Raw genomic sequence first — 13261 nt, forward strand, 5'->3', positions numbered from 1 at the left:
GCCTTGGAAGAACATGGCGGCCATCGGCGGCGCCGTCAGAATCAACGTAGTAAGAATCAACCCCATACCACCCTGCTGCATCGCCTGACTGGTCATGCCATCGCTTGAGACGCCTGCCAGTAGATATTCATTTACCAGAGCAGTGGTCCAGAACGAGGCGGATACGCGTATGACCATGTCCAACGCGATAGAAATAATCGCTGCCAGCACCGCCATCGAGAACATGGTGCCGATGCCATAGAATAGCCATCGCTGGAATAGTTGTTTCGTCTGGTCAAACAGAAGACACAGAATGAATAATGGGCCAAGGCCGATGAACAACGCCATCGCCACTTCATAGAGCAGCAGCATCGAGCCGGCGGTTACTGCCGGGCCACCTGTACCCAGGCCAATGAACCAGAGTGCACGGGTCTTGTCCGCCTGAAGACCGGAGTCGTCAAGTACCTTGATACCGTCAATACTCGAGAGCGCCACCTGCATCCACGCCAAGCTCCTGTCGATCTGGTCCTCGGGGTTCTCGTCCTTGCCGGTCACCACATGGGTGATCAGGCCCTTCATATCGTCGTTGAGGAGCTTCTGCAGGCCACTGCCGAACATCGCCATACTGGTGGCGACACTCACAATCAGCGCCGCACGCGCCATGTTGGTAACCAGCACCATCATCGAGTCGCGGCTACGCCCGGTAACAATGCGATAACCCTGGATCAAAACCCACAGGGTCATGAGAACCAAGGCCATGGCACCGACCCAGGTCATCATGCGCCCCATCAGATCGATCCCGAAGTCACTGATCCGATCACGCAGATAATCCAGAATAATTCTGAAGAAGACGAAGTCACCGATGGACTGGATACGCGCCACATGACCCAGCAGATCCTGCAACCCGCCCGGGAAATCAAAGTTGGCAATCGACCTGATCATTTCCACAATCCCTTGTTAATTCCGTTCCTGCCGGAAGCGCCGCATTGCTTGGCAGCGGCCGAACCCCGCCATACTGGAAAAAGCTCAATCAATGCTGAGCGCCATTTTAAGCGCCACAGTCTTGACCAGGTCGCTGGCTAGCGACGATCTGCCTTTCAGTGCATTCTGCGCAACTATCTTTTGGTTGGCCTGCATGACCTCGATATAGGCGTCATAGGATTTGATGCGAGTCTCGAAATTCTTGGCAACTGCATTCATCTCGTTGGCGGTGCGCAGCGAATCGCTTGCAACAGCGTCCATGTTGCCGCGTCTATTGCTCGAAAACCGCAGGTTGGCAATCCGATCAAGACTGTCGAGGAACGACGGTGCGGTGGTGAGCATGAAATCAACGGACTCGTTGTATTTGCGGTTCTGCATCATGCGAATGTTCACGCAGATCTGGGTCTGCTGGCTCTTCCAGTCACCCTCGGGATTGAACACGACGTAACTCAGCAAGCCCTTCATATCTGCGCCGGCGCCACAGGTTTCAGCCACCAGGTAGTTTGGAGTGACCGGCGTCAGCGACGCAGCATCTGGCAACCCGAACGAATTGATGACTCCCTGCACCGTCACCAGCGCCTCCTGGTACTCCTTGAGCGTCTGTGCCCAATCGGTGGCCCATTGGGTATTGTCTTTCAGGTATTGCGCAGCTTGCTGGATCTGGGCACGGTAGGTATTCAACTGGTTGATGAAATGCTGTGCGAGCGCAGGTCCTGTTTCCTGCACCGGACCAACCGCGCCGGCATTGGCGACCGATAGCGCCAAGGCAACGCCCAGCACCTTTGCCAACGGATTGAGAATTTTGCGGGCGCTGGCCCGCCGCACGACGGTATCCATGGTTTGCTCCTGTGGTACTGATTGACGCCCCAACCTCGCTATTCTTTTCATTCGCTCACCACCACCCGTGTGGCGCCCCGCTCGGCTCGCTTGCCCGATCCTTTGCGGCGTTCGTAGAACTGCGACAACCAGACCTCTGGAGCAAGGTCGGCCGGGCTTATACCCTCGCGCAGGGCGGCTTCCTGCAGCACCCGATGCATCACTTCGATGTTGTCGGTGGAAGCGGAGATAACCGAGAGGACGTCGTCCATGCCGCGCAGGTTGAGCTGGCACACGCTGGCGGCGTGGCCCTGCTTGACCAGAAAGCAGCGCGAGCGCTCATCCAGCGCGGTGACCACCTTGAACTCGGCTTCGGTCAGCTTCAGGCCGTCGATATAGTCCGAACGACTGGCGTTGGGATTGGGCAGCAGGATCAGCGTGGCGGTCTGCTCGATCAGGGCGGCGGCGATGTCGCTTTTGAGCGCGTCTTCCGGGCTCTGGGTGGCGAAGATGCCCAGCCCGTTCTGCTTGCGGATGGTCTTCTGCTTGTTCTTGGCGAACTCCTTCAGCCCGCCCTCGCCGTCCAGGATCTTCCAGAACTCATCCATCACGTAGATCAGCGGGCGCCCGTCGATCAGCGATTCCAGGCGGTGCAGCAGGTAGTTGATCACCGGCACCCGCACTTCAGGGTTGTCGATGATATCGGTGTAGTCGAAGCCGATGATGTTGGCCCGGCTCAGGTCGACAGTGTCGACCGGGTTGTCGAATACCCAGCCCAGCGAGTTGCCGGAGGTCCAGCGGCGCAGGCGCGCATACAGGCCATCATCGCCCATGTTGGGCAGGCTCTTCTGGAAGTTGGTCATGCTGCGCAGGTGCATCGGTGTATCGAGCATGTTCTCGACGCCGCGGAAGATGTCCTCTTCCTCGCGGGCGCTGTATTCGCGCTTGCCGGCCAGCACCTTGACCAGGTCGGCCAGGAACTGGACATTGCTCTCGTTGTTCTCGCATTGGAACGGGTTGAAACCGGTGGCCTCGCCGTTGGCCAGCGCCAGGTAGTTGCCGCCACATGCGCGCACGAAAATCTCCGCGCCGCGGTCCTTGTCGAAAAAGAAGATGGTGGGCGACGGCTCGTACTTCTGCACCTGGCTGAGCAGGAAGTTGATCAGCGCGGTCTTACCGGTACCGGACTTGCCGATCACCATGGTGTTGGCAATGGCTTTTTCGCCCAGTGAATTTTCCGAAGGGTGCGTGGCATGGAAATTGAAGTAGTACGGCTGCCCGTTGGTGGTCTGCAGCGTGGTCACGCAATCGCCCCACGGGTTGTTGTGCTGCTTGCCGGTGGCAAAATTGTGCAGTGGCGACAGACCAAGAAAGTTCAACGAGCTGACGTTGGCCAGGCGGGTGCGGTAGCGCCAGTTGGCCGGTAACTGCGAATAGAACGCCGAGGTGACCGCCAGGTCTTCCTTGGTCGATACAAAGCCGGCGTTGGACAGCTCGGCGCGGGTCGCGGCGATGTTGTGTGACAGCTTTTCCTGGCTGTCGGCGTAGATGGCGATGATGAAGTGGTACTCGCCCAGCACGAAATTGCCCGAAGACAACTGGTCCATCGCCTGGTCCAGCTCGATGATCTGGCTGACCGCCTTGTCACCGGAGGAGATCATCATGCCCTTGGTGCGGTCCAGCACCTTGAGCGCATCCTGGCGCCCCATCGGGCTGAAGGAATGGCTGATGACGTACTCGAAGTCCAGGTACTTCAGCCCGTTGAGCACGCCCGGATAGGTTCCGTCGGCATACTCCTTGATATTGAGGATCGCGCCGAAGTGGTTGATGCCGTTGGGCGTACCGATCACAAAGTCGCCGGTCTTGGCCGAGAACATGTGCCGGCTGACCGGCAGGTAATCCTTGACCGGGGCCGACAGTACCGGCACCGGCTCATCGATGCGGTTGAGCAGGTAACCGAAGAACTCCAGGGTCTCGGAGAACACCTGACCGTTCTTGGCCTCATACATGCCCATGCGGTAAGGCGCATAGTCGCGGATCACCGCCTCGACGTTGCCCGCCATTTCCAGCAGCGTGGCAACCGCCTGATCCTGTTCGGCCTGCAGCTTGGTCACGTTGGAGGATCTGTCCATCAACCGCTTTCCCGCCACCACCGGCCGGTACAGCATGGTCAGGTACAACTCGTTCTGCATGATCCGCTGTGCCGACAGCATGCCCATGTACTGGTCGGACACGTCCTGGTTGAAACGCTGGCCGAACTGGCTGCGCGCGGTGAGCTGGCGCCGCCGGCGGATGTCATGCACCCAGAACGCCACGTTGACGAAATCGGGGGCACGCAGTGTCTGCAACAACCGGTTGAAAGTGTTGTGCCGGTGCTCCAGCTCCCAATCCTCCCGGCCGACGAATGGCAAGCCCTCCAGATGCCAGGTCAGCAGAAAATCGCCCCCGGTGGTCTTTACGACCGTCGGCGCCACATGGGACGACAAGGGGATGAATTCACTGATGCAGGTATCGGGGGTGAACATGACCGGCTTCCGTTGGGAGGTACTGCGAAGATCACGCATCTGTTGCACCGTGCAGGCGACCAGTGGATCGCCTGCACGGCTTTTTGCCTTCTGCCTCAACGCGACGGCGGCGGTTTTTCGCGATAGTGGTTGGGTGAAAACACCCACATCCCGTCGTGCTGCTGCAGGTTGCGCGCCTTCAACTTGAACTGCAGGCGCAGACCGATCAGCCGGAAAATCATTTCATCGCGCCTGGCCATCTGCCGCATGAGGAAAATGGCGATCGGAATGGACAGCAACAGCCACATGTTGAAATACATGCTCAACAGCAGCAGGCCGCCTGCCACCAGAAAGAACGGGACATACGGCACGCCCAGGAACATGGGCGGGCGGGTACAACCCCGGAACAGCACATTCCTATGCACGGTGGTACCGGACGGCATCGAACAACGCGGTGGTGGCGGCGCAGGTGCTGTTGTTGTCGCCCAGCAGCATGCTGGCGATCTGGCCGGCGGCACCGATCAGCAGGCCACCGATCAGGATCGGGGCCACATCGGCGATGCGTTTGTGGGCGAAGGCGATCTGATAACCGGCGAAGATCACCGCAATGGTCACCACGGCGATGGAGGCGATGCTGAGCAGGCCGTTGATGTTGCTGAAGAAGCCACAGACCTTCTGATCGGTGCCTCCGAAATTGGTTGCCTGGGCGAACACTTCCGGCACGAAAGCTGCACCGGCGATGGCAACGGCCATCAGCAGGGCTTTCAGCGTGCGCTGCGCGTTGGCGGGATCGAGACGGGTACGCTTCATCGGTGATTTCCTTGTTGAGTGTCCAACACAACTGAATCGGCCATACCGGATGGATGGCCGTGCCAAGACTTCGTCAGAAAACGAAGGCTGAATCCCCAGCGGGAATGTTCGTTACGGGCATCGCCGGTGCGGAATTGGCCTGCGTCGGCAATGCCTGCGGTAAATTGCGCTCGCTCCAAGGGCGCAACACCACCGGAGCGCCCGGCCGCTGCGACATTGCCACTGGAGCAGCAACAGGCGGTGCACCCGGCAGCGGGTGTGGCACTGCACGGTCCTCGGCGCTCATCAACCCACGTGACAGCGCCGCATCTGCGGTGCGAACCAGCCCGCCCCGTACCCTTGCGCCAATGGACGGATACACCTCATAGACACGGGCGGGATCCACCGCGACAACGGTTTGCGCATATCCCGGTGTCGCGACCAGCGGTCCAGCCTCGATGCGCGCGCTCAGCACGTCGTTCGGCCGCGCAACGCGCTGCGGATGATGGGCGACATCGACCACCCGACGCTGCGACTGCCGGCTGACCACAGCGATGGGCGCCGCTGCGCCTACATCGCCACCACGGTTGCTGCGCTCGCCGGCGATCGAAGCAAACACCTTCTGCACGTAGCCGTGGCGGAAACCGGTGGTGAAATTCCCCGAGTAGTAACAGCTGAACGACTTTCCCCAATCGTTGCCCGAGCGTCCGTAGCATTCGGCCAGGATGCGCGATCCCGCTTGCAGGTTGGGGCACTGCTGGAAGGCTTTTTCATAGGAATCCAGACCGTACCTGGCCAGGTTGTAGCGGTTCACCTGGGCCAGTCCGATCGAGAAGTTGTAACCTTTTTCTTCCAGCATCCGCACCGTGGCAAGCGCTTCGTCCAGCTGCCGTGGCTGGCGCGCCAACGTCCCACCCACTACGCCAATGGCATAGGGATTGCGCGATGACTCGACGTTGACCACGTGCCGCATGACATCCATCGACACGGCCATTTCCGGACAGGCCAGCATTTCGATACCGGGCAACATCAGTGTCTCCCTCCGCTGGCAGGGCGCTGCCCACGCATCGCGGCCCGACGCAATGGCGCGGCCGCGCTGGACTCAGGGGCGATCGTTGGATGCATCTCGATGGACTTCATGCCGGGGTCCTCACTCCGCCTGCGCAAACGCGCGTTCGGGATTGAAATCGATGCCGGTGATGTAGCGGCTGCCGGCATGGGCCTTGATGTGCACAACCACGTCGATGGTCATCATCAGCAGGCGTTTGATCACCGGGAACTCCAGCCCGGAGCCCTCGGCCGATGCCTTGACCATCAATGCCAGCTGGTCCCACGTCTGCTCCGGGCTGCCGGCGTGGCAGCTGGTGATCGAACCCGGGTGGCCCGATGCGCAATTGCGGATGAAATAGAACGCTTCGTCGCCCCGCAACTCCGCAAGGATGATGCGCTCGGGCTTCATGCGCAGGCAGGCTTCCATGCAGCTCTTGGCGGTGACGTTGCTGGCGCTCTGCCCACCCTTGGAATACAGCAGATGGACGACGTTGGGCTGGGTGATGAACAGCTCGCGCGCGTCCTCGATCGTCACCAGCCGCTCGCTGGCGGGAATGTGGTTGACCAGCGACTTCATGAACGTGGTCTTGCCACTGCCGGTCGCGCCGGACACCACGATATTCTTGCGATACAGCACGGCACGACGGAAAAATTCGGCATAGTTGCGCGCGTGGCGCAACTCGATCAGCTCGCGGTCCTGCTCGCCCAGTGCCGCGCCCTGCTCCAGGATCTGGTCGAAAAATCCATCCTGCTGGTACTGCTCCAATGTCTTGGTGTGCTTGGATGGCAGGCGGATGGTGATCGACACCTTGCCGGCATCGCAGGCCGGCGGAATCACGAACTGGGCCCGCTGCCCCGTCGGGAAGGTCAACGACACCACCGGGTCGGCATCGGTGATGCGCTGCCCGGTGTTGCTTTCGTTGACCACGGCCGTGCAGAACTGACGCGCACGCTCGAAGGTCAGCGTGGGAACTTCCACGCGCTGCCAGCCTTCACGGGTCTCCAGATAGACCTCGCCCGGACGGTTGATGCAGATTTCCGTCACATCGGGCGACGCCATGTACCGGTGGATTCCCAAGACCTCGTACTGGTATCTCAGGAACTCACTGGAGACATCTGCGATCGGGGCCACTTCGGCGTCCATGCCTGATCCGTACCGTCAGCGGCGCTGCGGCAGCACGTCGCTGAAATCGACGTCCTTGGCCACGTAAACACTGACCACTGCACCCTGGTTGATGGTGACGGTGGGCAGGCGACGCTCGCTCAGCGCCTCGTTGGCCAACCGCTCCATCGAGCGCGCGGTAGCGCTTTCATAGGGCGACTGGATGGCCATGCCGCTGTTGGTAATCGTGGTGGATTCGGGACCGTTTTCGGCAGCGGCATATTTGAAGGCGTCGGCAAGCAGGCTGATCATCAGCGCCGAGGTGATGCGGCTGCCCCAATGTGCGCTGTACTGGCCCGGGTGACCGGCACCGCCCAGCGGGTCGATGCCCGGACTGGACATGGCCACGTCGATGCCGTTCGGAGTGGTGATGCGGTCCCACACCACCGCCACGCGCTCCCCGGTCGGCCCGCCGCCATAACTGCCGTATATCTTCGAACCGCGGGGCAACAGCAGGCTGCGGCCGTTGATCGAATACACCGGCTCGGTGAGCAGGCACGAAGTGAAACCGGGCACGTCGGTGATGATGCGGGTTTCCAGCACACACCGCAGATAGGTGCCGCGCACCAGCAGCGCATCCGGGCTGCGGATGAAACTGGCGCTGGAGACATCCTCCACATCCGGACCGCGGCGCTGCCTGGTCGCTGCCGGCTGCTGATTGCTCGGCAACTGCGCCAGCATCGCGCGGGTGTACTCGTCCATACTGCCGGGGGCACTGTCGGCATTGCTCTGGCCATCGCCGCCGCCCACGCCTGCAGCCCCCATGCGCCGGTCCATCAGGGTCGGACCACGGTTGAAGTCCTGTATCGCAGAGGGATCCTCGTATACGGTTGCCGTGCGTGGCAGCTCCTGCGGCGGCAACGGCGGCAGCATCGGAATCGGCGCCGCATGCACCTGCTGCTCCAGGGGCCGTGCGGTGGGTAGCTCGGGAGTGGTCACCCGCGCGGTTTCGTTGACCTTGGGCGGAGCTTGCTGATCATCCCTGGACTTGCCCAGCAGCAGGAAGCCCATGGCGATCAGCAGTATCACGATGCCGCCCAGAAACAGCAGCGCCTTGCGGTTCAGCCGCTGCTCTTCCGCCGAGCGCAACTGCGGCGCGGCGGCATCCAGATCGGGGGCCTGTTCGGCCTGGGCTTGGGCGTAATAGGGATTGCTCGAGGTCTCACTGCCGCCGCTGTGTGCGCTGTAGCCGCCTTCGTCACGTCCGTTGGCCGGCTCATTGCCGGGACTGTTGTGCTGGCTCATTTTTTCACGTTCCTTCGCAGGCCGACGACGCTGTCACCGTGGCGGATGACCAGGTAGGGATAGGTTCCGTGCACGATCAGCGAGTTCCCTTCGACCGTGGTGTTGACCACAAAATCATCGCCAGACTCGGTCTCGCGACCAAACACCGCCGGAAAAATCCCGGTCTTGTATTCCGGTGATGCCGGCAGCTTCAGATAGGTGAAACGACCATCGTCGTAGGCATTGACTGGAATCAGCCAGCCCATCTTCTTGGCGCGACGGGTGGAGTAGGCGTAATCGAAGTAGTAACGGCGGTCCTTGGCCAGCTCCGAACTCAACAGCGGCTTGAGTTCTTCTTCAACCGCCTGCTGGGCGGTGCCGAACTCGGTGTCGCTGGGATAGCTGAAGGCGATCTTGTACTGCACGCCTGCACGCCGCGCCTGTTCGAGCTGGCGCCAATCGGTAGCCACCACTTTCAACTCGAAAATGTAGGAATGGGTTTCGGTGCGCACCATCATGTTGGTGTCGACATCGATATTTTTCGGTTTCAGATAGAACACGTTCTCGCGCCGCGTCAGTTCCCAGCCATTGCTGAATCCGGTGCTGTAATCGATGATCTTCTCGTTGGGACTGAGCTCGATCTGGGTTGTAAGACCCAACCCGGTGCGCACCGGATAGATGCGGTCTTTCTCGTACTCGTACTGGTGCACCGCCTGCGCTGCCGCAGGCGCGCTGAACCCCGACAGCACCGGCAACAGGACCCACGTCGCCCGGAAAATTTTGCGACTATTCATCGGTTGTTTGCTCCCTCAGCAGTTGAGGTGGAAACACTCTGCCCCGGCATCTGCGCCGGTTGCCGCGGCGCGACTTGTCCTGGTTGCACCTGGCGAGGTGCAACCAGCCCTGCCCCACCCCGTTGCAGGGATTGGTCTGGCACGGGCTGTCCCGGCATAGCCATTGGCGGAGCCATCGGCGCCGGCAAGACAACAGGCTGGCCGGTGACCGGGTCGATCATCGTGGCGGCGGCAGGATTGTTCGGATCGTAGGTGGCCTGCACCGCCTGCGCGGCCATTACAGCCTGATCGGCCTGGGCCGACTGGCTGGCCATCGCGGCGTCATCGGGCACCGGCACGCCGCGCGCATAATCGTTGTCCACCCGGTATTCGGTCACCTGGAAGGCAAGCGGATTCAAGACGCGGTCCTGCTCGGACAACGCCAGGTCATTGCGGTATTCAAACCGCATCGTCACCAGCTGATTGTCCAGGAATTGCGGCACGCCCGTGCGCTTGTCCAGCAGGCTGCGCTGGATACGTACCGACGCGCCGCGGAAGCTGCCATTGGGATCGGTACCCAGCGGGGTGATGCTCAGGATCTTGATCCGGATCGCCTTGCTGGCGCCATACACATACACCGGGTTCTGCGGGTTGTTGTTCGCATAGCGCTGGCGCTGGGTGGCAGCGACCGGCTCGGATGACATGGTGAACACCAGGTCCCAGTCGCGTAGGCCCATCACCGCCGAATCAAACGACTCGCGCGCCAATACATACTGGGCCACGTTGCTGCGATTGACCGCTTCGTTGGCGGTGATGGTTTCGCCGCGGAATGTGCCATTCAAACGGGCGACGGTGGCATTGCCGGTGTAGGCGTCGGCCATCACCAGGAACGGCACCTTCTCCTTCAGCGGCAACATGTAGTAATAACCACCGGCCAGTGCCAGTGACATCAACAACGAGGCACCCGCCACCCACCAGGCACGACGCTCGCTGCGACGCGCCAGGTCGGCAACGGTCAACTCGTAGCTGACGGCTTTCGCCACTGCCTGGTCGACCTTCTGACTGCTGGCTGTTTGCTTTTTGCCGAACATGGATCCATCCGTACCGAGTGGACATCAAGGGGCAATGCACGCCAGCGCCACGCGCGGGGAGCATCACGTTCACCGGCTGCCGCGCTATGTCAGCTGCCGCCCTGGTGCGGCGCACTGGCTGACGATGCCGTAGGTGCGGCGACGGATGACGCGGCCTGCACCACGATGCTGTTGCCGACAATCGACACGGACACGCCCTGCATCGCGTAGGCCGCAGTGACGTCGGTCATGGCCTCCTGCGGATTGGTGGTGCCGATCCGCGAGACCGCGCCATAGAGCGTGTAATCGGAGCTGAGCCGGTAATCTAGGGTCATTCCCGCATCCTTGGCCCAGCGTTCGAGCATGGTCTTGAGGGTGCCGTCCATCGGCGTGGCCTGATAGACGTAGTTCGTATACAGCGGTATTTCCATGGTGCTGTTCGCAAAGCGGTTCACCGGCTTCCAGCGGCCACCGAAATCGGGGGCGGGCGTGGTCGCACAGCCCGCCAGCATCATCGCAACTACCGCAGCAACACCCACCTTCGACAATAGCGCTTGCTTCATACGACCTTCCTTTTGACGTACTGGATCGCGACGCTGCAAGGATCCGGCAGCACAACGCTGCAGAGTTGAGCCAAGGCAAAGCCACGGCGCGGGCGCGCGGATCGTGGATTCCGGCGCCGCACACTCAAAAGCGATGTGGTTGGTTTCCAGCACCCCTGGGCTGCCGGTGAACCGGACCAGGGCGACGAATGCACTCCCCGTGCAGACCCCGCGCAACGTCGTCCTTAATGAAGCCATCCCGCCCTCCTGGCAGTGACAAATTGCGGCAGATGATGCCGCTTGAGGGCCATTCATGCCCTCATCTGCGGGCCACAATGCCACAGCCGGGCGTCAATTCAATGGCTGTTACCCTGATCTATCGATGCCAAATGTCAAATATCTGACGAAGGTCACACGCTCTGACACGCCTGTTCACAAATTGATTGCGGGGACAGAAGTCTTGGGAAGCAGGCGCGAGGTGAAATAGCGATCCTGGTAGTAGCGAATCTTGTCGCACTTCACTGGATGCGGAATGCCCTCATAGAGGAACACTTCATGGTCTGCACCCATGGCCTTGAGCTCCTGCGGCAACATCAACGCCCGTCGCTCCTCGCTGAAGCTTTGGGTTTTTTCCCGCCCGCGAGTGACATTCTTCTTGCGGACAGTGGTGTAACCGAGCATTTCCGAATAGTCGTTGGCGTCCTGCTGCTCACGCGGTGCGTAGAGGATCTGCAGCGCATGGTTGGTGATGATCGTGCGCGAGACGTCCTTGCCATAGGTTGCATCCAGCTGCGCCATGGACTGGATGATCGGCAGCAAACGCACGTTGTAGCCGGCCATGTAGGACACCGCCGAGGCGATGATGTCGACCCGGCCGATGGCGGTGAACTCGTCCATCAACAACAGGCACTGGCACTTCAGGTCCGGGTTGGACCCGGGCAGTTCCTTGGTATTGAGGTTGATGATCTGGCTGAAGAAAAGATTGATGATCAAGCGGCTCTCGGCCAGTTTGCTGGGCTGGATGCCGATGTAGATCGTCATCTTCTTCTTGCGCAGGTCGGTCAACAGGAAGTCGTTGGCGCTGGTGGCCTTGTCCAGCACCGGATTGATCCAGGCGTTGAGCGGCTCCTTGAACGTGCCCATGATCGAGGCAAAGGTTTCATCGGCCTGGGAGAGCAGGTTGGCGAATGCCGAGCGCGCGTTGCCACTGAGGAAACGCTTTTCGGCCAATGTCTTCAGGTACTTCCTGAGATCACCGCCATCCCCGGTGGACAGCCGGTACACCGCACCGAGCGTGGGCGTGCCCTGCCCGCCTGGAAAACCCATCTTGCGCTCGTCGTCCCAGTTCTCGAACAGATACAGGGTGAATGCCATGAACGCATTGCGCGCCTGGCTGACCCAGAATTTCTGCTCGTCCGAACCATCGGGATAGAGCATCGCGGCGATGCTCATCAACTCCGAGACGCGGAATGCCGGATCATCGCCGACATAGCTGAGCGGGTTCCAGCGATGGGTTCGACGATCTTCGGCAAACGGATTGAACAGGAATACTTCCTGGCCCTGGCTGGCGCGCCAGCCACTGGTCAGGTCGAAATTCTCCTGCTTGATATCCAGCACCACCACCGACTCGCCGTATTCGAGCAGGTTCGGAATCACCACGCCGACCCCCTTGCCGGAGCGGGTCGGGGCCGCCAGCATCACGAACTGCTGGCCGCTCAGGCGCACCAGTTTGCCGTTGAAGCTGCCAACCACGATGCCGTTGCCGGACTTCTTGAACAGCCCGTGCCTGGACAGATCCGACGCATCGGCAAAGCGCGCATCGCCGTGCAGGGAGCGCTTCTTCGGCCGCAGCGCGATGAATCCCAGTACGGCCAGGACCACCAGCGCCGGCAGCCCGAACCCCACATACCCGGCCACTTTGATCCTGCCCACGAACGGCGCCACCTGGGGCTGGTCGATCGCCCGGTAATACTGGTGATAGGTGCTCCACTCGAACAACCCGGTATCCAGGCGCAGGAACAGCAGCGTGAGATATCCGGCAAGCACGAACCCGGCCGCCGCGGTCAACAGGATGACGCCGGTGGCGATAACGATCTTCTGAGTGGACAAACCCCGATCCTCCATGACGCGCCCGCAGGCGCTGCAATTGGCGTCGACGTGGCGCCGTACGCGTTTCAACGAGATCGCCCTTCCCCCAAGAGTCGATATCGGGCTGCAGCAGTGATTCCATCCAGCTGTATGCAGCTCCGGCGGCGCCAGGCCGACGGGCTTTGTCGCGGCGTTCGCGCTCCCACACCACCGATATTGAAAGCGTCGGCAATGCAGACCTGTCCAGGTGCCCGAAGCTGGCGCCGATGCTAATGCAAGCCCC

The 13261-nt window shown here is 61.0% G+C and carries 12 protein-coding genes; all 12 read right to left on the minus strand.

The genetic code is table 11. The annotated features are described in order from the left end of the window. On the minus strand, positions 1 to 921 hold a 921-nt coding region (locus tag QZH66_RS04865; RefSeq protein WP_305804837.1), incomplete at its 3' end, for a type IV secretion system protein. Between the two features lie 84 nt (positions 922 to 1005). Continuing rightward, positions 1006 to 1797, minus strand: a complete 792-nt coding sequence (locus QZH66_RS04870) for a hypothetical protein (RefSeq protein WP_305804838.1) — start codon at positions 1795 to 1797, stop codon at positions 1006 to 1008. Between the two features lie 47 nt (positions 1798 to 1844). Beyond that, a complete protein-coding gene (locus QZH66_RS04875; protein WP_305804839.1) occupies positions 1845 to 4301 on the minus strand; it encodes a VirB4 family type IV secretion/conjugal transfer ATPase in 2457 nt (818 codons plus the stop codon). A 95-nt stretch (positions 4302 to 4396) separates the two neighbouring features. Continuing rightward, entirely contained in the window at positions 4397 to 4705 is a 309-nt protein-coding gene (locus QZH66_RS04880; RefSeq protein WP_305804840.1) for a VirB3 family type IV secretion system protein, read from the minus strand. Further along, complete coding sequence (locus QZH66_RS04885; protein ID WP_305804841.1) at positions 4698 to 5090, minus strand: TrbC/VirB2 family protein; 393 nt, start codon at positions 5088 to 5090, stop codon at positions 4698 to 4700. Before QZH66_RS04885 ends, QZH66_RS04880 begins: the two co-directional genes overlap by 8 nt. A gap of 73 nt (positions 5091 to 5163) precedes the next feature. Then, complete coding sequence (locus QZH66_RS04890; protein ID WP_305804842.1) at positions 5164 to 6099, minus strand: transglycosylase SLT domain-containing protein; 936 nt, start codon at positions 6097 to 6099, stop codon at positions 5164 to 5166. Positions 6100 to 6219: 120 nt separating this feature from the next. Continuing rightward, positions 6220 to 7263 (minus strand): P-type DNA transfer ATPase VirB11, encoded by a 1044-nt coding sequence (virB11, locus tag QZH66_RS04895; RefSeq protein ID WP_305804843.1) that lies wholly within the window; start codon positions 7261 to 7263, stop codon positions 6220 to 6222. A gap of 15 nt (positions 7264 to 7278) precedes the next feature. Then, the gene (locus tag QZH66_RS04900; RefSeq protein ID WP_305804844.1) at positions 7279 to 8526 is read right to left on the minus strand and encodes a TrbI/VirB10 family protein; all 1248 of its coding nucleotides are present in this window, start codon (positions 8524 to 8526) and stop codon (positions 7279 to 7281) included. Beyond that, a complete protein-coding gene (locus QZH66_RS04905; RefSeq protein ID WP_305804845.1) occupies positions 8523 to 9299 on the minus strand; it encodes a TrbG/VirB9 family P-type conjugative transfer protein in 777 nt (258 codons plus the stop codon). Before QZH66_RS04905 ends, QZH66_RS04900 begins: the two co-directional genes overlap by 4 nt. After that, positions 9296 to 10369 carry a VirB8/TrbF family protein gene (locus QZH66_RS04910; RefSeq protein WP_305804846.1) on the minus strand — a complete coding sequence of 358 codons (1074 nt, stop codon included), beginning with the start codon at positions 10367 to 10369 and terminating at the stop codon, positions 9296 to 9298. Before QZH66_RS04910 ends, QZH66_RS04905 begins: the two co-directional genes overlap by 4 nt. Positions 10370 to 10458: 89 nt before the next feature. After that, on the minus strand, positions 10459 to 10911 hold the full coding sequence (locus tag QZH66_RS04915) for a TcpQ domain-containing protein (protein ID WP_305804920.1): 453 nt from the start codon (positions 10909 to 10911) through the stop codon (positions 10459 to 10461). 411 nt (positions 10912 to 11322) lie between these two features. Next, positions 11323 to 12999, minus strand: coding sequence for a type IV secretory system conjugative DNA transfer family protein (locus QZH66_RS04920; RefSeq protein WP_305804847.1), 1677 nt, complete (start codon positions 12997 to 12999; stop codon positions 11323 to 11325). Positions 13000 to 13261 lie beyond the last annotated feature (262 nt).

Origin of the sequence: Stenotrophomonas sp. YIM B06876, assembly GCF_030711595.1 — a bacterium.
Lineage (GTDB): Bacteria > Pseudomonadota > Gammaproteobacteria > Xanthomonadales > Xanthomonadaceae > Stenotrophomonas.